Source organism: Candidatus Bathyarchaeota archaeon (assembly GCA_026014685.1).
Lineage (GTDB): Archaea > Thermoproteota > Bathyarchaeia > Bathyarchaeales > Bathycorpusculaceae > Bathycorpusculum.
This window is the reverse complement of sequence record JAOZHW010000008.1, coordinates 173,544-194,408: the sequence shown is the minus strand read 5'-3', so window position 1 is coordinate 194,408 and position 20,865 is coordinate 173,544. Positions and strand designations below refer to the sequence as shown.

20 protein-coding genes and 1 tRNA gene are annotated in these 20,865 nt (G+C 47.4%); 9 read left to right on the top strand and 12 right to left on the bottom strand.

Annotated elements, in window-relative coordinates; all coding sequences use genetic code 11:
- Positions 1 to 31 precede the first annotated feature (31 nt).
- From NWE96_08320 to NWE96_08295, 6 genes are all read right to left on the bottom strand, one after another.
- Positions 32 to 451, bottom strand: coding sequence for a NusA-like transcription termination signal-binding factor (locus NWE96_08320; GenBank protein ID MCW3983987.1), 420 nt, complete (start codon positions 449 to 451; stop codon positions 32 to 34).
- Between the two features lie 44 nt (positions 452 to 495).
- Positions 496 to 801, bottom strand: a complete 306-nt coding sequence (locus NWE96_08315) for a 50S ribosomal protein L30e (protein ID MCW3983986.1) — start codon at positions 799 to 801, stop codon at positions 496 to 498.
- On the bottom strand, positions 798 to 4,637 hold the full coding sequence (locus tag NWE96_08310) for a DNA-directed RNA polymerase subunit A' (GenBank protein ID MCW3983985.1): 3,840 nt from the start codon (positions 4,635 to 4,637) through the stop codon (positions 798 to 800). Before NWE96_08310 ends, NWE96_08315 begins: the two co-directional genes overlap by 4 nt.
- A 1-nt stretch (position 4,638) precedes the next feature.
- A complete protein-coding gene (locus NWE96_08305; protein MCW3983984.1) occupies positions 4,639 to 8,013 on the bottom strand; it encodes a DNA-directed RNA polymerase subunit B in 3,375 nt (1,124 codons plus the stop codon).
- Positions 8,014 to 8,604: 591 nt separating this feature from the next.
- Positions 8,605 to 8,961 (bottom strand): hypothetical protein, encoded by a 357-nt coding sequence (locus tag NWE96_08300; protein MCW3983983.1) that lies wholly within the window; start codon positions 8,959 to 8,961, stop codon positions 8,605 to 8,607.
- 83 nt (positions 8,962 to 9,044) lie between these two features.
- Positions 9,045 to 9,386 carry a hypothetical protein gene (locus NWE96_08295; protein MCW3983982.1) on the bottom strand — a complete coding sequence of 114 codons (342 nt, stop codon included), beginning with the start codon at positions 9,384 to 9,386 and terminating at the stop codon, positions 9,045 to 9,047.
- Between the two features lie 190 nt (positions 9,387 to 9,576).
- On the opposite strand from NWE96_08295, the gene NWE96_08290 reads away from it, so the two are divergent.
- Positions 9,577 to 10,428, top strand: coding sequence for a Fic family protein (locus NWE96_08290; GenBank protein ID MCW3983981.1), 852 nt, complete (start codon positions 9,577 to 9,579; stop codon positions 10,426 to 10,428).
- A gap of 20 nt (positions 10,429 to 10,448) precedes the next feature.
- Here the strand turns inward: NWE96_08290 and NWE96_08285 are convergent.
- A tRNA-Ser gene (locus NWE96_08285) sits at positions 10,449 to 10,535 on the bottom strand.
- Between the two features lie 242 nt (positions 10,536 to 10,777).
- Here NWE96_08285 and NWE96_08280 point away from each other — a divergent pair.
- The gene (locus NWE96_08280) at positions 10,778 to 11,056 is read left to right on the top strand and encodes a hypothetical protein (protein ID MCW3983980.1); all 279 of its coding nucleotides are present in this window, start codon (positions 10,778 to 10,780) and stop codon (positions 11,054 to 11,056) included.
- A gap of 477 nt (positions 11,057 to 11,533) precedes the next feature.
- Here the strand turns inward: NWE96_08280 and NWE96_08275 are convergent, their stop codons facing one another.
- From NWE96_08275 to NWE96_08265, 3 genes are all read right to left on the bottom strand, one after another.
- Entirely contained in the window at positions 11,534 to 12,184 is a 651-nt protein-coding gene (locus NWE96_08275; protein MCW3983979.1) for a hypothetical protein, read from the bottom strand.
- A gap of 51 nt (positions 12,185 to 12,235) precedes the next feature.
- Positions 12,236 to 12,529, bottom strand: a complete 294-nt coding sequence (locus NWE96_08270) for an OB-fold nucleic acid binding domain-containing protein (protein MCW3983978.1) — start codon at positions 12,527 to 12,529, stop codon at positions 12,236 to 12,238.
- A gap of 112 nt (positions 12,530 to 12,641) precedes the next feature.
- Positions 12,642 to 13,919, bottom strand: coding sequence for a hypothetical protein (locus tag NWE96_08265; GenBank protein ID MCW3983977.1), 1,278 nt, complete (start codon positions 13,917 to 13,919; stop codon positions 12,642 to 12,644).
- Between the two features lie 355 nt (positions 13,920 to 14,274).
- Here NWE96_08265 and NWE96_08260 point away from each other — a divergent pair, with 355 nt between their 5' ends.
- From NWE96_08260 to NWE96_08230, 7 genes are all read left to right on the top strand, one after another.
- A complete protein-coding gene (locus NWE96_08260; GenBank protein ID MCW3983976.1) occupies positions 14,275 to 14,430 on the top strand; it encodes a hypothetical protein in 156 nt (51 codons plus the stop codon).
- 51 nt (positions 14,431 to 14,481) lie between these two features.
- Positions 14,482 to 14,670 carry a hypothetical protein gene (locus tag NWE96_08255; protein ID MCW3983975.1) on the top strand — a complete coding sequence of 63 codons (189 nt, stop codon included), beginning with the start codon at positions 14,482 to 14,484 and terminating at the stop codon, positions 14,668 to 14,670.
- Positions 14,671 to 14,765: 95 nt separating this feature from the next.
- On the top strand, positions 14,766 to 15,095 hold the full coding sequence (locus NWE96_08250) for a hypothetical protein (GenBank protein ID MCW3983974.1): 330 nt from the start codon (positions 14,766 to 14,768) through the stop codon (positions 15,093 to 15,095).
- A gap of 52 nt (positions 15,096 to 15,147) precedes the next feature.
- Positions 15,148 to 15,468: a pyrimidine dimer DNA glycosylase/endonuclease V gene (locus NWE96_08245; GenBank protein MCW3983973.1), complete on the top strand. Its 321-nt coding sequence runs from the start codon at positions 15,148 to 15,150 to the stop codon at positions 15,466 to 15,468.
- Between the two features lie 108 nt (positions 15,469 to 15,576).
- On the top strand, positions 15,577 to 16,296 hold the full coding sequence (locus tag NWE96_08240) for an ECF transporter S component (GenBank protein MCW3983972.1): 720 nt from the start codon (positions 15,577 to 15,579) through the stop codon (positions 16,294 to 16,296).
- Positions 16,293 to 17,222: a hypothetical protein gene (locus tag NWE96_08235; GenBank protein ID MCW3983971.1), complete on the top strand. Its 930-nt coding sequence runs from the start codon at positions 16,293 to 16,295 to the stop codon at positions 17,220 to 17,222. Before NWE96_08240 ends, NWE96_08235 begins: the two co-directional genes overlap by 4 nt.
- On the top strand, positions 17,219 to 17,698 hold the full coding sequence (locus NWE96_08230; GenBank protein ID MCW3983970.1) for a phosphopantetheine adenylyltransferase: 480 nt from the start codon (positions 17,219 to 17,221) through the stop codon (positions 17,696 to 17,698). Before NWE96_08235 ends, NWE96_08230 begins: the two co-directional genes overlap by 4 nt.
- Here the strand turns inward: NWE96_08230 and NWE96_08225 are convergent.
- Positions 17,695 to 18,624 carry a ribbon-helix-helix domain-containing protein gene (locus NWE96_08225; protein MCW3983969.1) on the bottom strand — a complete coding sequence of 310 codons (930 nt, stop codon included), beginning with the start codon at positions 18,622 to 18,624 and terminating at the stop codon, positions 17,695 to 17,697. The genes NWE96_08230 and NWE96_08225 overlap by 4 nt on opposite strands.
- Before the next feature lie 88 nt (positions 18,625 to 18,712).
- Positions 18,713 to 20,491, bottom strand: a complete 1,779-nt coding sequence (locus tag NWE96_08220; protein ID MCW3983968.1) for a glycoside hydrolase family 5 protein — start codon at positions 20,489 to 20,491, stop codon at positions 18,713 to 18,715.
- Positions 20,492 to 20,865: the final 374 nt, after the last annotated feature.

The following is a 20,865-nucleotide window of genomic DNA, read 5'->3' as shown; positions in this document are numbered from 1 at the left end:
TCGCCTAGTCAGCCGACACTGCGGACTGAACTTAGGTGATGCTTACGTTCTGGATGTCGAAGTAGCGTTTTGCTAAAAATCGCAAACGTTCTGCGTTCTTGCCGTTTTTACCTATTGCGACGCCTTTGTCTTTGGGGTTTACGGTAATGACTGCCATTTTTTTGCCGTCGGTGCGTTCGGATACGCGGATTTCGCGGACTGTAGCGGGTTTGAGGGCGTTTTTCATGAAGGTAACGGGGTCTTCGCTGTATTCGATGATTTCGTGTTTTTTGCCGGTCATGCGTTCGAGGGTGTGGATGTTGCGTCCGCCTTTGCCGATTGCTACGCCTACTTGGCCTTGGTTTACGATGAAGATGGCTCGTTCTTGTTCTTCGTCGATAATGCAGTCTTTCACGCTGGCGCCGCTTATGCTTTCAAAGAGAGCTATGTAGCGCATTTCGTCGCAGGTGATTTTTATGCCAGTTGTCAGTTTTTTTCCTCCATTATTTTATTTTTTTATTGTTGATCGATTATCTTGAGAATTTCTGAGTCCCCTGTTTCGCGGATGCTCATTGCAGAGATAATAAAGAGCTTGCCGCAGACTTCAGCTAAATCCATTGAGCCACCTTTGTAGGTTATCACGGGGACTTTAGAGATTTCTCCATAGTATTCGATTTGTTCTTTTATGTCTTGTGGACAGTTTGAGGCTAATACAATCATTTTAGCCTTGCCTGTTTTGGCGTTCTGCAATGCAACATTGGATCCAAAGGATACCTTACCTGTTTTCACTGCTGACGCTAATGCCTTATCTATGTCTATCATTGTTCTGTTTTTCCTCCATCTTTATCTTGACGTTCGAAAGTTGACATGTAGAGTTCAACTAAGCCTGTGCCGATTGGTATAGACTGCCCAACTATAACGTTTTCTGTCACACCAGCCAAAGGATCGCTTTCTCCCTTGACGGCAGCTTCAACGATGTTGGGAACAGTGATTTCGAATGCGGCGCGCGCGAGCACACTGGCTTTCTTGCCGCTGATGCCGTGGCGACCGATTTGCTGCACATCACCAGTTGTAGTCATCATGTCAGCTACGAGCATAACGTGACGAACATCAACGTCTAAGCCTTGGTCTTCGAGCACACCTTTAGCTTCATGAACCAAAGCGTTGCGTGCCGCTTCGACTCCAAGGGTTTTGGCGATTTCGTGTATGTTGTTTGTAGTTGTGCGGGATGTGTCAACGCCTTCAATTTCCAAAACCTTAGCTAGGTTTGAGCCGTCGGTGCGGATAACCCACTCGCCGCTTTCCTCAGTGACCAAGACGCGTTTGATGTCTGGGACACCTTTCACTTGGAATCCAGGCACTTTGGTGAGCATACGTTTTATTTGTTCGGCTTTCTTGGGTTTAATTTCTACAGTGTTATCAGTGACTGTGACGGTTGCGTTTTGCAGTTCAAGTTTCTCTTTGAGTTCCTCCATGGTTATTGCGCGGTCTTCCATCATTTGCTTGTTAAGTTCGATTATGATTTCTTCGCGCACGGGGTCTTCATAGATGGCTGAAGCCAAGTTCTCAACGGAGGTGTAGATGATGTTGCGGGCTACTTCTACGGCTGCTTCTTTGCTCTTAGCGTGTTCTCCTGTCAAGTAGATAGTCATGATTGGGGTTGAGGGAATTCTGCGTGCATCCACGATTTCGATAAGACGCGGTAAACCTAAGGTGACGTTTTGTTCTTTGACACCTGCATAGTGGAAGGTTCTAAGAGTCATCTGTGTACCAGGTTCACCGATTGACTGGGCTGCGACGATACCGACTGCTTCACCGGGCTCCATAAGCGCGCGTTTGTATTGTTCAGCGGTTACTTTGACGGCTTTCTCTACACCTTTGGTGCTGAGTTTGGTCTTAGTTAAGTTTTGTTTAAGTTGGTTTAGCAGGATAGGTGTGATTTGGTCTTCTACTTCTTTGAGTTGTTTCTTGATGAAGTCAGGAGATGCGGGTTCTGCATTTTTTTCTTCGCCGAGTTTCACTTGCTCGATTAATCGGCTAACGTTGACTGCTTTGCCGTGGTCGCTTTTTGCGGGGTCCACACCGTCTTCGCCATAGCGGAACTGGATGATGTCCCCAGCGCTGTCACGAACTGTACCATCGTACTCCAAGCGGATGTGCTCTAACGCGTTGATGAGACGACGCTGCATGTAACCGCTCTGTTGGGTACGGACGGCTGTGTCGACTAGACCTTCTCTGCCACCCATAGCGTGGAAGAAGAACTCGATTGCGTCAAGACCAGTTTGGTAACTGTTATAGACGAAGCCTCTTGCTCTTGGACGAGGGTCGTTAGGAGTGAAGTGGGGTAATGCGCGTCCTGCGTAGCCTCTAAGGATACGTTTACCTCGGACTGACTGTTGACCAACGCAAGCGGCCATCTGACCAATGTTTAGGCTGGAGCCTCTGGCGCCAGTTCGGGTCATGACGATGCCTGCGTTTTCTAAAGTGAAGTCGTCGTCTGCGATTTTACCTGATTCATCTCTGGCTGTGGAGAGTTCATGCATGACGTAGATTTCGAAAGATTCCTCAAGGGTTTGACCTGGAAGTCGTGGAAGGGTGCCGTTGCGGTAGTTTTCGATGTGTTCGTCGATTTTCTTCTGGGTGCGCTCCATGGTTTTTGCCATGCGGTTTCGTGCTTTGGGTGAGAGGACAAGTTGGTCATAGGTGTAGCTGAATCCTCTTAGTGAAATGAAGGTTTTTAGCATGTGGGTGATGTTGTTTAGGAATTCTCTTCCTGCCTGTGTGCCGTAGTCTTTGATGATTCTGTGAAGCAAGCTTTCAGACTGCTCAGAACCGATTGAGCGGCGGTCAATGATGCCTGAAACCAGTTGCCCATTGCGGACAACTACGTAGGCGTCGTGTTTACATTCTTCTTCTTCACATTTTGTACAGCCTTGGCAGATGTTGGCTTTTAGCACGTAGTTGAGGGTCTTTGGCAAGAACAGACTGAAGATTTGTTTGCCTGACCACATCGGTTGAGGTTCTTTGATTTCAGGTTCAGGTAAGTCGCCTTTGAAGTTGGTTGTGGTTAATATGCGGTCAAGTTGTCCACGTGTGAGGTAGTTGCCTTTCTTGGTGAAGTAGTAAGCACCTGTGATGAAATCTCTGATGGCGCCAATGATGGGCCCGCCGAATCTGGGTGAAAGAATCTGGTCCTGTACCTGCATGAGCAACAGCGATTCGGTACGGGCTTCTTCGCTCTGTGGAACGTGAAGGTTCATTTCGTCGCCGTCGAAGTCTGCGTTGTAGGGTGGGCAGACACAGAGGTGCATACGGAAAGTCTTGTACGGCAGTACACGGACGTAGTGGGCCATGATGGACATGCGGTGAAGTGAGGGCTGGCGGTTGAAGATTGCTATGTCGCCATTTTTGAGGTGGCGCTCAACGATGAAGCCTAATTCGACGGCTTCCGCGATTTTTGTGCGGTCCACGACGAATTCTAATCTGATGCGTTTGCCGTCTGGGCGGATAATGTAGAGTGCACCAGGATACTGCTCGGGGCCGTTAATGACAAGTTTCTTCATTTCCTCTATGTTCCACGAGGTAACTTTCTCTGGAACGCTAAGCCTCATGGCAACGTCGCGTGGAACACCGACCTCGTTTATGTCAAGGTTAGGGTCAGGTGAGATAACGGTACGTGCGCTGAAGTCGACACGTTTGCCGGAGAGGTTGCTTCGGAATCGACCTTCCTTGCCTTTGAGGCGTTGGCTGAGGGTTTTGAGGGCTCTGCCACTGCGGTGACGTGCAGGGGGGATGCCTGAGGCTTCGTTGTTGAAGTAAGTGGTAACGTGATACTGTAAAAGCTCAGAAAGGTCTTGGATGATGAGGGTTGGTGCGCCTGCCTCCATGTTCTCCTTGAGACGCTGGTTAATTCTGATGATGTCTACAAGTTTGTGAGTTAAGTCGTCTTCACTGCGGATACCTGACTCCAACGTGATTGAAGGACGCACATAGACCGGGGGAACAGGCAAAACTTGGAGAACCATCCATTCTGGGCGTGCAACTTTGGGGTTGAAACCCAAAATCTCAAGGTCCTCATCACTGATACGCTCAAGACGTTCACGTATCATGCTTGGTGTGAGGGGCTCGGAGCCTGCTTCGGTTTGTTCTATGAATTTAGTTGGCTTCTCGAAAGTGATTTTGTATTGTGCAGCAGCGCAGTAGGGGCACTGTTTAGCTTTGATGTCAGCCATGATTTCTTTGTAAACTTCATCGGGGATGGTGCCTAAGAGTTCGTTGAAACGCTCGATTCTTTGACGGGCCTTCTTTGAGGCATCTTCGCTTAGCAGGATACGTCCACATGTACGGCAGGTGGATTTGAGCATGTCAAAGATAATTTTTGTGAATTCAATGTGAACTATGGGAACTGCAAGTTCGATGTGGCCGAAGTGTCCAGGGCAGCGGATGGCGGTGTTGCCGCAGGTTTTGCAGCGTTGGCGTGGTTCAAGCGTGCCGAGGCGGCCGTCCATGAGGCCTGCGGTGATGGGTGCGCCGTCTTCGTCGTAGGTGTCTGGGGTTTGGATTTCTACGACGGATTGCTTTCTGAGGTCTTTGGGTGAGATTAGTCCGAATGAGATTTCATCTACTACTTTGTGGATTAATTCTTCCTGTTGTGCCATCTTAGGCCTTCTCCTTTAGTTTAAGTTTGGGTGTGATGCATAGGCTTTGAAGCTCCTGCAACAGAAGCTTGAAAGCGTATGAGACGATAACTGGGGCAATCTTGGCTTTTTCGTCGCATATCTTGCAGACATAGCGCCTCTGCTTCATGTCGAAGAAAGCGATTTGACCGCAGTTCTCGCAGATGTAGAGCGTGTACTTGTCTGACTCCTCCAGCAACCTGTCACGCAGTAGCATCGCAGCGCCGTGTCCGATGAGGCAGTCTCGCTCCATTTCTCCGAAACGCAGACCACCACCTCTAGCGCGGCCTTCTGTTGGCTGCCGTGTGAGCATCTGCACTTGACCGCGAGCGCGAGCGTGGATCTTGTCAGCGACCATGTGGTGCAGCTTCTGGTAGTAGACGATGCCTACGAAGACGTCTGCGACGAATTTCTCGCCTGATGTGCCGTTGTAGAAGACTTCGCTGCCTGTGTGGCTGAATCCGAGTTTGATAAGGTTTTTGCGTACTTCGTCGGGGCCTTCGTTGGTGAAGGGTGTGCCGTCGCCTGGTTTGCCTCTTGCTGCGGCTGCTTTGCCTGAGAGTGACTCGATGAATTGGCCGATGGTCATACGGCTGGGGATAGCGTGGGGGTTGATGATTAGGTCTGGAACCATGCCGTCTTCTGTGAAGGGCAAGTCTTCTTGCGGAACGATTAAGCCGATGACTCCTTTCTGACCGTGACGCGATGCGAATTTGTCTCCGAGTTCGGGGACACGCTGATCGCGAACGCGGACTTTAACGAGTTGGCTGCCTTCGCCGCTTTCAGTGATGAATATGCCGTCAACGATGCCTGTTTCGCTGGGCCGCATGTCGACAGAGGTGTCACGCATGCTGGGGCCTTTAACTTCAAATTCCTTGTATTCTTCCAGGAACCTTGGCGGGCTGATTCTGCCGATTAAAACATCTCCGCCTACGACTTGAGATTCGAGACTGATGATTCCGTCGGGTTCAAGCAAGCGATAGTATTGTTCGCCTCTGTAGCCGCGTGTGCCAGGTTCTGGAACTCTGAATTGATCTTTTAAGCCTCCGAGGTATTGGCGGCATTCAGCTTCATAGATGCGGTAGAAAGTGCTACGAGCTAAACCGCGCTCGATGCTGGCTTTGTTGAATATGATGGCGTCTTCCATGTTGTAGCCTTCAAAGCTCAAGACTGCGACAACACAGTTTTGGCCTGTGGGGCGCTGCTTGTAGCCCATGACGTCCATGTTTTCTGTCTGAACCAAAGGAACCTGTGGGTAGTGGAGGATGTGGCTGCGGGAATCTGTTCGGTTGTGGAAGTTTGTTCCGTAAACGCCCAGGGCCTGTTTGGCCATGGCGGCTTGGTATGAGTTACGTGGTGACTGGTTATGTTCTGGATAAGGAATAGTGGAAGCGCAGATGCCAAGTATAGTGAAGGTGGCGATTTCTGCGTGGGTCGTTTGGGGTGTGATGGCGTCGTAGCTGAGTGCAATGTAGGCGTTTTCTTCTTCTTCAGCGTCAAGGTATTCGATTAAGCCGTTTTTAACGAGGTCTTCCCAAGTCCATTCGCCTAAACCGATTTTTTCGAAGTGCTTGTTTTGCAGTTTAGGGGTACCGTTTTCGACGATGATTAAGGGGCGTCTTACGCGTCCTTCGTCACAGTTGGCATGCACTTCTTCGGTTTCGGTCTGTTGCTTGCTGAAGTAGGTTATGTTAACTTCTGTGGAGATTTCTCCTGAGCGTCGTCTCTGGCGGAAATTCTGCACCATTTCCTGCGGGTTGTTGCAGTATCCGATTATGTTTCCGTCAACGAAAACTTTGGCGCCGTTAACACGAAGCTCGTTTGTGGCTTCATATGCGGGAACGGTGCCCATTTCAAAGAGTAGTTGCTTTATGCGGTCAGGGTTTACACCTACTGCAATGGAGGCGGATAATGCGAGGTTCTTTACGAGACCGCAGTTTGAGCCTTCAGGGGTTTCGTTTGGACAAAGCCTGCCCCAGTGGGTTGGGTGTAAGTCTCTGGCTTCGAAGTTCGGCTGGCTCCTGCTCAGGGGTGATTGGAGTCTTCTTAGGTGGCTAAGGGTTGAGATGTAGTTTGTTCGGTCTAGTAGTTGTGTGATGCCGACTCTGCCTCTGCCCCAGTTGCCAGTTGCCAACGCATGCTGGAATCGCTCAGTGATGATACCGGGGCGGACTGCGGCTGAGACGGTGATGATTGGGCCTTTTACGCCGATGCGTTCAAGTTGGTACTTGATGTCGCGGGTTAAGTTGCGGAATGAAACGCGGAATAAGTCTGCGAGCAGTGGACCACCGAGGCGAAGACGTTTGTTCTTGAAGTGGTCTTTGTCGTCTGGTGTGCGTTTGCCCATTTTAAGTTGGATAACGCGGTATGCCATTTCGCCTAGGAATATGGCTTTTTCTTTGCGGTTTTTGTCGCTTCTGCCAAGGTGTGGGAGGAAGTTTTTGTCTAATGCGGTTTCGGCTTTCTGGAGACGGTACTCTTCAACTTGGCCGTGTGCAACGCGGTTGCCGATGAATAGGATGGCGTCTTGTGGGGTGTCTACACCGATGGCTTTCTCGAATGATGCGCCGAGTTGGCTTTGGATATCGGGGTCTAGGCTGACGGCTTCCGCGATGTCTTTGTCTTTTTCCATGCTGAGTGCACGCATGATGACGACGAATGGAATTTCTGTGGGCACTCCAGGCATGGTGACGTAGATTGCGTCGTCTGATTTGAGTTTAAGTTCGATTCTGGCTCTGAAGCCTACTGTTGTGGAGAAGATTTTAGCTTGATAAACAGGGCTGGTTCCTTTATCATCTATGTCTACGATGACGCGGTTTGGCGCGAGGTCTTCCATAGCTACGATGACACGTTCAGAACCGTTAACGACAAAGTATCCTCCAGGATCATCTGGGTCTTCCCCTGCAGCGATAAGTTCCTCGCGGCTGAGTTGGCTGAGGAAGCAAAGCTTGCTCTTCAGCATAACAGGGATATTACCGATGTAAACTAGCTCGGTGTCCTGTTCGCGACCATCTATGATGGGGGTCATTTCGAGCGCGATGGGTGCAGAGTACGCCAAGTTTCTTAGGCGTGCTTCCATGGGGTAAATTTCATGTTTTGTACCATCTACTTCTGTGGCGTATGGGCCAGTTATGCGGCTTTGTGGGTCAATTACCCAGATTTGGCCGAGTTTAACTTTGTATGGACTCTCAGGTACTTCGATGGGGATTTCGCCGACTTCATCGACGACTTCTTGGAGTCCGTGGTCGATGAATTCGTTGTAACTGTCTAAGTGCTGGCGGACTAGACCTTTTTCTGCGAAGAATGTTTTGAGGAGATTATGAACATCGTCTTTTTGGAATTTTTGTGTGGTTGTCAAACTTTTAGTTCTCCCATAATTTTAGGCTAAAATTAGAATCATTACTATGATTTTTGGTGAGTGGGGTGTTTTTCAATTTTTGAGTTCCTCCGATGCTGGGTGGTCCGGCGTCGAAAAAGGATTCTCCAAACTTTTCTAAGAGCACAAACAGAAGCTGCATAGCTAACTAATAAACCTTATCATTCATATTGATTGATAAGCTAAGGGCTATAAACTTTCCTAGTGTACCCTGTCTAAAAAAACTAGGGCACCAACGCGTTGCACCCCTTAACCCAAAAACAGTCAAACACGTTAGCCCAAAATCTTAAGCGTTCAATAAACGGCTGATGGAAGCAATTTTTAGAACGACAATGCCGAGAAAAAGCGGTTTTTTCTATAGTTGTTGCAGAAAACCCTACATTTCCTGTTTTTGTTGTCACCAAAAAGTCGTTACTGCCGTTGTGGGACTTTTGTGATTATATGTTGGCAGTCCACGTGTAGGGGAACTGTCGGGTACAATGGAGCCTTTAATCCGTAATTGCGGTAAATATTAGATTGAATATCAACTATCCTGTGCTTTCGTCCAGCGATAAGCCTTAAGCAATCCACGTTTTAGTCATAGTTATTGTGGGGCACATAGCATTCTGTTTCACCGATCGAAAGCAAATAGTCACCGTACCCCAACGTGTAGATTTTGCTGATTTCGCCTTTTAGCATCCGTAGCTGCCAACCCAAAGTTGTCCTATAGGAGGGGGGCGAGTTTAGTTCCGAGCAGCAGCGGGTTTTAGCAAAGTCCAGAGTAATCTTTTTTGTAAAGAAATCCCGCAATATTTCCCTGAAATTCTTCTTGCACCAAATGGTCAAGCCGCCCACGTAATCGAAGCCTTCATCGTCTAAACGTTCAAGTATGAAAGGGAGATTCTGCGAGTTTACCGCTAAGGGTATGTCGTTGGAGCTGCTTAACTTCATGGTGTGCCTCAATGCTAAGAGGTACTGTTGTCTTTAAAGCTTAATCTAAACGAGTAAGGTGCGAGGGAACTTCTAGGGGTTGTTTATATCAGAAATATGTATAGGCCGTTTTCCAGCTGGTTAAAGATGGATACAACCGTTAGGACTTTGACTCTACTGCCGCTCCTTGTATGCGCCTCAACTTTAGTGTAATCTCTTCTGGAGTGGGCGGCGCGGCAATGGGGGCAGCCTACACACCCAAAATACGGAAAAGTCCAGCCTAATCCCAGCATCTTCTGATCCATAAGGGGCGCTTTGAAGACGTGTCCACAGTCTGGGCACTTGAGGCGTTTTCCGCGATTTAGCAGTGCGACTGCAAGAACTGGAACGACAATAACAATCAATATGATAACTATGGGGAGTACAATTTCTAATGCTACTGACATGCTTTCACTGCAGATGCACGTGTTAGTGAATATGGATATTTAAAAGTTTAATACGGCTTATGATTAAAAACGGGATAAAATAGCAGGCTTGAGACCCTTTTGACCGCCGGTGTTCGCCAGCGCCTTTTTACCATTACAAAAAATCTTTTAACAGTAATTTTTTTATACTATGTAATGGTAATCGTTTGGTGTGCGAATCATTCAAAGACAAAAAGGCAACAACACCTACTACTATCTACAACATTCCTATCGAAAAGAAGGCAAAGTCCGCACCAAAGAACGCTACCTAGGCAAAAAAATCCCAGACAACATCAAAGAAATAAAACAACAACTCATACAAGAAACAAACCAAAAAGCAGATTTAGCAAAACTGGAAAAAATCAGAAACGCCTTCCAAAAGAAATGGGAAACCCTCCCTGAATCTGCAAAACAACGAGAAATGAAAGAACTCGCCATAGTCTTCACCTATAACACAAACGCAATAGAAGGCTCAACCATAACTCTTGACGAAACACGAGCGATACTGGAAGACCAAATTGCACCCAACAAACCGCTAAAAGACATCCGAGAAACCGAAGCACACGCAAAAGTCTTCCTTGAGATGCTAAAAGCGCCCCAGCAGATTTCCAATGAACTTCTGCTAAAATGGCACAACGAAATATTCAAGGAGACAAAGCAGGATATTGCTGGAAAATTCCGAACGTGGCCTATGAGGGTGGGATCATATTTGCCTCCAGACGCCAATAAAATTGAGCAGTTAATGAAACAATTAATGAGTTTTGTAAATGAATCCTCAATGAACCCCGCTGAAACCGCTATACGAGCACACTACATATTCGAGAAAATTCACCCCTTCGGGGACGGCAACGGTCGAATCGGCAGATTACTAATGAATTACATACTTTGGAAAAATGGGTACCCGATGTTTGTGGTTAAAAACAACAAAAAACAGGCATACTATAAGGCGCTCAATAAGCCCGAAGAAGGCTTCAGAAATTACATGATGCGGCAATATATGGCGGCTTTCGGAAAAATCGACTAAACTAGAATTTTGAGTGAATGTGGCGCGGGATGTGGGGTTTGAACCCACGCGGCCTTTCGACCACAGACTTAGCAGGCCTGCCCCATACCAGGCTTGGGGAATCCCGCCCAAACACAAATCTATTCTAAGCCTGTTTCCGCTGATGCCGGTGTCCAATTTTGGTTGAGCCCGTCTTGTTCAGCTTCTGCAAATTCAGTAGAGCATACTTTAATTAAAGTTTTCCCAGAGCAAACAGGTTCATCAGGAAGACCAAGAGACATAGTGCCCAATGTTGTCAATTCTAACCATAAAGAATCAAGTTTTGGGGCGTTAGCCAAAGTTTATATGCAAAATCTAAAGATTGGGCTCTATGAAGAAAGAAATTGCCCTGATCGCTGGAGCAGTCTTCGTTGTTCTTCTATTTTATCCCTTGACTTGGTTTACAAACATGAATTTTAGTTGGGCTATGATTCTGATGCTGCCTCTGATGGCCATTATTCTTTATAGTATGTATCATGCCGTCAAGCTAGTTATGAACAAAAATCGAAGGAAAGCTGTTATTTTTGTGGGTTTGTTGGTTGGGGCGGTTTTTGTTACGTTCCAGTTTGTTTTGTTTATGATTAGGTTGACTATGCCTGTAATGGCTTAATCTTTCTTAAAATGAAACAAAATCTGCCCTAACAAACTGGACCATTCACTAAAAGTTTTGTTTCCTTACTCTTTGCTTATTATGAACCTGTTTTTACATTTGCCACAATTGTATTCTGAGACGCACCAGAGGTCTGCATTCTGGAATACCTTGACAGGTTTTTCAACATTGCTGTGGCAGTGTGGGCACTCAACCATTTTAAACCAACGTTTCAACGCTCCACTATATTTTATAATATAAATATTTCTACTAGATTTTTGTTTTTAACCACTTAATTGACCATAAATTTTACTAAATATGCAAGTTACCGAACTTATTCAACAAACCCAACAAACACAAATCACCCTGTTCATTGACAGCTAAAAGCGACCTTTTGTTCTTTATATAAGGGAGGGGAGGTACACGCTGAGACGTCGCGTGATTCCAGTCGTTTGCGGATACGGAAGCGTATGCACCCTAATAAGGGGTTTTTTGAGGCTAAACGCAACTGTTTTTTAAGTGTTTTTCTGGTTGGCGTTCTGCGTTTTTTTTTCTCTGCTTTTTTAGGCGGTAAAACTGCCACCGCTTTAAAACAAACGCTGCAACTGACGCCGCAAACAACCCGTTGAATATAACCAGAACCGCAAGGTTTGCGAAATCAGTGCCTGACAAATTAGCGTGCACCACACCCAAAAACAGCGCCACATACATCAAAGCGTGGAACCATCGCCAGTAACGAACCATTTTTCTGCGGAGCAAAACCGCAACAAACGCTACGAAAATCAGAATCAAGGCGGGTCTGCCGCCGAAGAACAAAAAATCGTAGAGAGAATTGAAGTTGGGTACAAACACGGCGGGGTTTAGGAAGCGGATTGCTAAGGCGATGGGGTGCAAGGTTATGAGCACTAAGCCGGCGGCGGCGAAGTAGTGGTGAATGCGTGTGAAGGGTTTTTTGAAGAATAAGGTGACTTCTTTGAGGAACGCTGCCATAATGGTCGCTATGCTAAGGGCGATGAAACCGTTTAGGGCAAACAAACGCACAGCAAGGCTCCAAGGGTTGCTTGAATTCACAGTGTAGGCAACGACGGAGACGGCGACCCCAAACAGCACGATGAGGCTAAAAAAGGCTAGCTCTTTGCGTAGCGACATACCGTAAAATAAGTGGAAAAGAGAATAAAACAGTTTCTAGAAGACAGAAAGTTAAGTCACAGTTAACTTGCCGAATTTACCGACGTTAAGCTGTGTTTCACCCTTAAAGCTGGTCACGTAGCCGTTCTCGATTTTCACCTTGTCACCCACGTTAACCTGCTCAATCTGCTCATTCCAAAGTGTTAACTTTATGCTGCCAGATTCGTCAGCGATCACAGCATCTACGATACGGTAAGTTTCATCTTTGTAGCGCGATTTAACTTCACGCGGGTCACCTTTCTCTACAACTTGGCCTTCCACGTTAACCCGCTTCATTCCATCAGCTAAGTCTTTAATATCTGTCAATTCTGTTCACTTCTAAATATTCGCTTAAACGCTTTTCCTCTTTCAGTGATATAAATCTTGCTAACATACACCGAAGACAAGAAAAAACCAAACAGAAAAGGGGGTGTGGCGGTTAAATTATGCCGATAAAGAGCCACAGTGCCAGAATGGTGGTGCCGACGCTGACTGCTGCGACGGTTATGCATTTCATGTAGGAGAGTTCTGGTTTGAGTTCCTTTACCGCTAAGCCCGTTAATGCTCCAAGCCATACGTAGGAGACAAAGAACATCGCGGTGAGAATGCCTCTGAACACAGCTAAGGATGCGTCGATGTTGGCCAACGCAGCCACCGTTTGGCTAGTTAATGCGCCGATGGTGCTTGGATAGTAAAGTGCCGCAAACGAGTCGTAAACCACACCTAAAGAGGCATCGTAGGGATAGGAAACCGTGGACATAGCGAAAGTGGCAACGATGTTAACTAAGCCACGGATAACCATAACCATCAACGCGAACCCTAAAGCGACAAACAACGGTTTCCAGACCACGGTGCTTTTGAGGCCGCGAAGAATCAAATATACAACTGCACTAAGGATGAGCCATGTGAAGAGGAACTGCAGCGAAAACACTTGTAGGAAGCGGAGCAGGAAACCTGTTGCGTCGTACTGGAGAGGTTGAACGAATTGGCCACGGAAGAACAACGCGCCGATGCGTATAGTGACGTCTGTGTTGTTGGGGTAAGTTAACTCAAGCGTGAGCGAGGTTATGTTGCCCCACTGTGGGTTGCCGCTTTCTGTCCAACCTTTTGCGTCTGGCCCGACTGGGATGGTGAGGTTGCCCCATTGGTTAACTGCTGAAGCGCTGTTTAATGCGTTGGTTAAATCGTAGGTGTAATAGTTCTCATCTGCCAAAGAGTACAGCCGCAGAGTTGCGGTTTGAGGTGTGCTTTGGGGTTCGATGAGTTTTAGGGTTATGGAGAGGTTTTTGAAGCCTGTTTGGCTGCAATCCACGTTTGAGGTGTTGGTTAAGGCTGCCATAACGTTCTTGGTGTTATTGGCTTGTATTTGGAGGCTAAAGTTGCCAAACAGTGGATAGTAACCTAAAGGATTGTTGGGTGCATACTGCAGTTGCCCCACATACACGGTGTTGTTGTAGTAGTCTCCGAAGTAGTTGGTTAACTCTACGCCTGTGCCTGCCATCCAGCTTGTGGCGTTGTTGTTCTGCTGCATTAAACCGGGCAGGGGGGAAGTGGTTTCTAACTCGGTTTTTGTGAATTGGCTGTATTCGTAAGCGATTTGGACGCCGATGAATAAGAGTAAGATTATGATTACGCCCAGATACTTGGGGTTGGTAACGATGTTTTTGAATGCTTTCTTGGGCGCATAGATGATTTGTGCTATATCGGTGAGAATCAAACTTGGTTTTCTCCTGCGCTATTGTGTGAATTACAAGGGATTTATTAAGTGTTTACCAACATTGACCCTGACTGTAGAGTGCGGGTTTGCTTTGTTGCTTTATGGAGTTAGTCTGTCTGTGAAAGCGTTGCATAGCTATGAGATGATGCCTCACGCATGCGTTACGGTTAGTGATGGGTGCCTGTGTATCTTGCTTGACACACGTTTCCCTTCGTTTTCTTTGTTTCTTTTAACATGTACACAATAACTTGTTCAAGTTCAGAATCAAAGTTGAGAGTTCTATAAAAAAAATCCAGAAATCAGATAAATTAAACATTCAAACAATTAAGCTCTCAACATCCTGAGGATACATGCTTTGGCAAAAGTTAAAGAACAGGCATCCCTAAAAAGAGTACTTCGTGGACTAGAAGAGTACGATATTTTTGTTGAAATCGATTGGGCAACCGGTGAAGTCTTGGGTGTAGGCTCATCGAAAAAGGTTTTCAGAACAAAAGTACATGTTAATCCTTAGCGATAGAATTTGCTGGTTTCAGGTTTGTCTTGTCGCTGGAGCAGGATTCAAATGGGGAATCGCCTTTGGTCCACAAATAACCACCCAAACCAACCCATAGAAGTATTCTCAAAACTCCACCAACACTACCAAACCACATACCGCCTCGAATCCATCCAAGGCCCACAAAAACTCGCCCAATACAGCTGTTTTAGCGGATTTCCTGCCACAACAGCAGCAAGAAAACAGCAGCCCAACTAACCTCAACAGTAGTTAAACACCATAAACCCCTCTGCGGATAGGCACACCTATAAAAGAGTGAAAAACAATCATTGCCTATTCAAAAGCGGATAAACATGACTGAACAACCAAACCAGAACAACCAACCCCAACCTCAAAAACTTTTAATCGATAACCCTGAGAATTTTCAGTTCCACGCTGCTTACGTTGTCTATGAAGAAGCGTTCGACAACGCACGTGACAGCCAAGCAAAAGAGGAACTGAACCGAAACATAAAAGACCTCTACGATAACAAAATCGATATGGGCACCTTTTACGGGAATGTTTCGCGTTTTAGAAAGTTAGATGTTCCGCGTCAAGAGCGGTTTTCCATGCAGACTCAGCGCAAAAGAGACTGGCGCAGAAAGGAACAGCGGCAAGACCGTATTAAGCGGCACAAAAAATAGTTATCCTGCTTTTCCATTATTTCATCTATATACCCTCTTTAGCGGTTTTCTTATGGTTCGGATATGGGCTGTTCCCGTTAGCGAACTTGACCGCCAACACCTACTTGGCGAACATGCAGAACTCCACTGTATAGTCGGTGCACTGCTGGGTAAATACAAAGCATACCGCAGTCATCCTGAAACCCGACGCTTCGAAAACCGCGTTGAGCAACTGTACTATAGGCATGCGGATCAAGTGGCAGAATTGCAGAAACGCGGCTACCGCCACAACTCGCCGCTGCCAAACAGCAACAAACCTTATCGCTATTCTGAGGAAGAATACTGTCGAGATCACCAAGAACTTGCCAAAAGGCAGCACAAACGTCCGCTTTAGAGCCTGATTTGGAGGCGTTTTATCTGTTTAAACCTGTTTAAACGTTATAGACGAAATACTTATTTGCAACTCAAATTCAAATGGTTAGCTTAAATATTGTGATAAATCTTGAAAACTATACATGTAGCCGCTTTCGCGCTGAATGCAGCGCTGTACGTTGCTTTAGGAATTTTGGTTTCAACTATTCTTCCATTGAATTTCGGAGGCGTAAGGTTTTGGCCACAAGTAATCGTTCCCGCGGTGTTTGCTGCCGTTTTCGGTCCATGGGTCGGCGGCTTAGGTGCAGCTACGGGTATATTCATAAGCGACATACTGTTAGGTGGGAGTCCACTCCTAAGCTTAATGGCAGGGGTAACTTCAAACTTTTTGGGCTTTTGGTTAGTTGGTTACATAGCTAACAAAAAGTTTGCGCTCAAAAAATCTACAGCAATCTACGGTGGCCTTACAGCTATTTCCGCAGTGGTTGCATTTGTCTACACAAACCTAATTTACGTGGGAATAATCGTTGGCTGCTTCGTTGTCTACTTAGCTGTAGTCCTGAGCAGATCCAAATGGGTTAACTACGAACTCGGCTGCGTAGTAGGTTTACTAGTCGGCAGCCTAATAATAGGCGTCACGGTGCCTGTGTACGCTGTACTTTTCGCTCCGACCTCAACCGCATACCCTGCGTTAACCGCTGCAGGGATTCTTGCACTGTTTACGTGGACTTTTGCAACAGAAATACCTTTTATGCTGGTTCTTGGACCACCCATAATAGGTGCAATTTATAAGGCATTTCCAACACTTAAAAAGAAAAATATCCCAACTTTGCAAAGTGAATCTACGTGAAGAGTGCCAAAGCCTTTGCGCCAGGAGCAATATCGAGCTTTTTTGCCATCCACGACACCGAAAACGGCGCGTCAATCTCCGACTTGGAGCGAGTTGGCGCTATCGGCGGCGGATTTGGACTAGACAAAGGCAGCTACACCACAGTAACCGCGCAAGAAGCAAAAGAAAACCACATCTCCATTCTGATTAACAATGTGGCCTCTCAAGCCAAAACCACACGGCAAGTAATCGAGGCGCTCCTCAAAAAAACAAACAAAAAATACCACCTTACTGTGGAGCATAAAATCGAAGTTCCCATCGGCATGGGTTTCGGAACCAGCGCAGGCGGCGCATTAACCACCGCTTTAGCATTATGCGAGGCGATTGGTTTACCGTTAACCTACAATGAAATCGGTCGAACCGCCCACATATCGGAAATCCAGTGCCTCACAGGTTTAGGCACCGTTAGCTCCTTAACGTTTGGCGGCGGACTCATCCTCGTAACTGAGCCAGGTGCGCCTGGATTCTGCAAAATCGACCGCATACCCTTATCCCCAGAATACATGATTGTGGTTGGGTATTATCCAACACAGATTCCCAAAAAATCCATCTTAACCTCACCCCAAAAAAAGCAAGAAATCAACCGCTACGGCAAAGCTGCTTTAGAAGCTATCCTGGCTGAGCCCAGTTTGGAGAATTTTTTGGATGAATGTTGGCAATTTGCGGAAAAAGCTGGGTTTGCAACTGAAAACGGTCGACATCTCGTCAAGGTTGCAAAGAATGCAGGTGCAGTTGGTGCGGCGCAGAACATGATAGGTGAAGCGGTGCACGCTGTTGTGCATGAAGAGAACGCTTGCGCGGTAGCAGAAGCTTTTAAGCAAACCTTACCCAAAGAACAGGTGATCGTGAGCAAAATCGATTTCCTGGGTCCAAGGCTGATAAAATGAGGCAATTTAAGAAAGTGGCGGTCGGCGGAACCTTTGACAAACTGCACAAGGGGCACAGAGCACTTCTTGGGAAAGCTTTTGAAGTGGGAGAAAAAGTTGTTATCGGCTTAACCTCTGATAGCTTTGTTGCTAAGATGGGTAAACCTCATAAAACCGCATCGTATGATGAACGCCGCAGGGAACTTGAAGCGTACTTGTCAGAGCAAGGATGTTCTGGTTGCGCTGAAATCGTGCCACTAAACGATGCATATGGCTTAACCATTTCTGGGCAGGGTTTTGACGCGTTGGTAGTCAGCCAAGATACCCTAAAGATTGGTTGCGTCATAAACGAGAAACGCCAAAAAGCGGGGCTTGAGCCGCTGCAAATTGTGGTTGTGGATTTGGTTCCCGCTGAAAATCATCATCCTATCTCTACCACAAGAATCCGACGGGGCGAAATCGACCGCAACGGACGCATGATCAAACATTCTGCTTAGATAATTTCGCCTACGACGTTGATGGGTTTGGGAATGAGTGCTGTTAAATCTTCGAGGCGATCACGGTCGATTGTAACCAAAACCACACTTGCTGGACCCGCAGTTTTATTCAAATCTAACCCCTGCACCTCAAAAAGCTTCATTTGCCTGCCCACACCGTAAGCCATCATTTTAGCTTCCGCCGCGATGCCGAACCCGCCTACAGGTGCAATGTCATGTACGTATTTGCGTTGGGTAAGCTGGGTTACATTGCGTAAATCAGCGATTTCGCCTCGGGCTTCTGCGGCTATGACTTCCTGTCCGACTTTGGGTCTGCCAATCGCCACAACTAAGTCACCAGGCATAGTTTTTCCTAGTCGCAGTTCGTTTTCGTTTGCTAAGCCGACCACTGTTAAGCCTGCACCTGTTTGTTTGGTTTGGAAATTGTCCTCAGTGTTCTCCATGAGCACCTGATTTGGGTCTAATCCGATGGTTCGGGCTTCACGTTTTATGCCTTCCACTATCTCGTTCCCTGTGGGTTCTTTCTCAACGCCCAAAGTCACTGAAAGCAGCAAGGGGAATGCGCCTGTGGCGGTTACATCCATAAGAGCAACGCGGGCCAAAAATTTCCCAAGTACACGCCCGTCAACCTTAACCTGATCCCACTCTTTGGGTCCAACGGCGCCGCTTGAGGTGGAACCCGCAACGATGGCGTGTCCTGTGGGCATCTTTAGGACTGAAACGTCACCTCGTCGTGTGTAGGTGATTTGGGCGGGTTTTACTTGGAAGACGATGGGGCGAAGCATGGTGCCTACGTTTTCGGTTAAGTGTAGGTAGATTGTGAGTGCTTGGCGCATGACTTCTGAGCGGGTGAGTTCATGTTTTTTTGCAAGTTTGTCTACGTCTGAGATGACTTTGTCGGGTAAGCGTACGTTAATGATGTCCATGTCTGGTACCGTGTTACGTATGTCTTACTGGCTTGCTTTATGTTTTACCTAAAAAAAGATGTTTAACAAAAAGGGGAGGGGTGGTGGTTTATCGGATGTAGAAGAACCACACGTTAAAGATTGGCAACCTCAGAGTTGGCCAGTACTGCCAAAAGAGGTATCGGAACGTAAACGCCTGCGGTGCTGGTGCCGAGGGGTTTGAGGTTGGGCTTGGGTTTTGTGTGGGACTGTTGGGGGTTGCGGTTGGCGTGGGTTTTGTTGTTGGTGAAGGGGGGGGTGTAGGTTTTTGGGTGGGGGTTGGCGTTGTCGGGGTTGATGTTTGTGGGTTTTGGGGGGTTATTGTTGTTTGGTCAGGTGTTGCGGTTGGTTCGGGGGTCGGTGTCGGCGTCAAGGTTGGGGTTGGCGATTGTGTTGGTGTTGGAGTGGGAGCTGTTGTGGGTGTTGGGGTTGGAGTTGCGGTAGGGGTGGGTGTAGCTGTGGGTGCTGGAGTTGGCGTCGATGTGGCTGTCGGTGAGGGTGTAGGTGTCGCAGTTGGAGATGGCGTCGGTGTGGGTGTCGAGGCTCCATTGTATGCATTGATGAAGGCTTGCCCCATCGTGTTGGGAACATAGCCGTTGCCGTTGCTCAGGATAGTTTCACCTGAGTAAACAGGGCCTAAACCTGCATCGCTTAACCAGTAGTAAGCGCATGCACCGATACCCAAGTCACGTTGTGCCAACAACACGTTTTGCCACCATGTGTAGTCGTTTTGTTTGTTGGCGACTGCTCCAAGGCATGAGCCTTCTTCGTTGATGACTAAGGGTGCGGTGACGCCCATGGTTGCGATGCCTGCTTGCAGTTGCGCTTTAAGACCAGCATAGTCTAGTTTCCAGTACGATGACAGGTCGCTTGGGGCGTGGTAGTAGAGGTGGGTGGTGTAGACGAGGTTGGTTGCTGTTGGGATGGCGGTGGCGATTTGTTTGCACCAGCTGAGGTCGTTGCCGTAACCGTTAGGGAACCAACCCATATGCCACTGCATCATGATGAGGTGGTTTGAGCCTGTTCCTCTAATTGCGTTATACATTGTTGTAAGGTACTGCATATAGCCTGAGGTTATGGGGGCGTTGTCTGCGCCTGGTTGCGGTTCGTTCCATGCTTCAAAGATGGCGTTGGGTTGATCTTTTAGGGTGGTTGCCATGTCTGCCCAGAACCAGTTCCAGAAGCCTAACTCGTTGTTGCCATAGCCCGCATCTTGGAGGAATCTTTGGGCTGCGCTGTCCCAGCCGCTCATCGGCAATCCTTGTGCTCCGACAGAGTTTGTTGTTGCGTATGGGTCTTTGTCAAAGGAGCTTGTGGAAGGCGTAAGCATGTAGGGAACTATGTTGACGTATATTCCGTATTTTGCTGCTTCTGTGCAGAGGGTTTTTAGGTATGCTTTTGTGCTAATCGGCGTGGTTGACGAGGCGTAGCTGGAGCTTTCTTGTGAGGGAGCGATGTTGTCTCTGTACCACCAGCTGGGGTAGATAAAGACGCGGATCATGTTGACGTGCCATTGATTCTGCAACGCGGAGAAAGTTTGGTCCATTACTGTGGTTGGGTTGTAGTTCCATTGGTTTGCCCATGCGTCTCCTTGTCCTTGCCCCCACAAAATCAAGTTAGGGGTAAAGCCTGCGATTCCGACTCCGCGGAGGTACACGACGTTTCCGTTGGAGTCCAGAATGTAGGCGCCTTGTGTGTGGAGTGCGAGTGTGGTTGCTGCCTGCGTTGGCTGAGTTAATGTCGCTGAGAACATGCTGACGATGAACAGGGCGCTTAGAGCTATCACGAGGGGTTTTGCGGTTTTTCTATTCAGAGTTTGCACTGCTTTTCTGAGATTTCTTATCTCCATTTCTCTCTCTTCCTGAATTCAACCCTGCATACGCACGATCTATTTTATTGTTTTTTGAAAACAGCAATACGCTATCTTGTCAAGTTGGATGAGTGCTCTGCAAAGTAGAGTTAACAAGCCTCAACAAAGACAGCCCCTCTTACCGAAAAAGAGGTGTAGGATTGGTTGGAGCAAGCATGGAAACGCAAGCCTAACTGCCCAACTAACGGCACGCCGCCTCTCTTGCGCTACCTCCCCTCCCTTATATAAAGATTCAAGTGCAGGTTGAACTGGTGGCGTATTTAAAACCGTTTGAGTTAAGGTTTGTTCCATGCTATTGCGCGATCATCATGCGATTGGTTTTTATGTTTACGTTTAGCTGTTGGGGTGTCTTT

Coding starts and splice junctions, on each gene's coding strand:
- NWE96_08315 (MCW3983986.1), bottom strand. CDS start 801: ATGATAGACATAGATAAGGCATTAGCGTCAGCAGTGAAAACAGGTAAG.
- NWE96_08310 (MCW3983985.1), bottom strand. CDS start 4,637: ATGGCACAACAGGAAGAATTAATCCACAAAGTAGTAGATGAAATCTCA.
- NWE96_08300 (MCW3983983.1), bottom strand. CDS start 8,961: ATGAAGTTAAGCAGCTCCAACGACATACCCTTAGCGGTAAACTCGCAG.
- NWE96_08295 (MCW3983982.1), bottom strand. CDS start 9,386: ATGTCAGTAGCATTAGAAATTGTACTCCCCATAGTTATCATATTGATT.
- NWE96_08280 (MCW3983980.1), top strand. CDS start 10,778: ATGAAGAAAGAAATTGCCCTGATCGCTGGAGCAGTCTTCGTTGTTCTT.
- NWE96_08275 (MCW3983979.1), bottom strand. CDS start 12,184: ATGTCGCTACGCAAAGAGCTAGCCTTTTTTAGCCTCATCGTGCTGTTT.
- NWE96_08255 (MCW3983975.1), top strand. CDS start 14,482: ATGGGGAATCGCCTTTGGTCCACAAATAACCACCCAAACCAACCCATA.
- NWE96_08250 (MCW3983974.1), top strand. CDS start 14,766: ATGACTGAACAACCAAACCAGAACAACCAACCCCAACCTCAAAAACTT.
- NWE96_08245 (MCW3983973.1), top strand. CDS start 15,148: ATGGTTCGGATATGGGCTGTTCCCGTTAGCGAACTTGACCGCCAACAC.
- NWE96_08230 (MCW3983970.1), top strand. CDS start 17,219: ATGAGGCAATTTAAGAAAGTGGCGGTCGGCGGAACCTTTGACAAACTG.
- NWE96_08225 (MCW3983969.1), bottom strand. CDS start 18,624: ATGGACATCATTAACGTACGCTTACCCGACAAAGTCATCTCAGACGTA.
- NWE96_08220 (MCW3983968.1), bottom strand. CDS start 20,491: ATGGAGATAAGAAATCTCAGAAAAGCAGTGCAAACTCTGAATAGAAAA.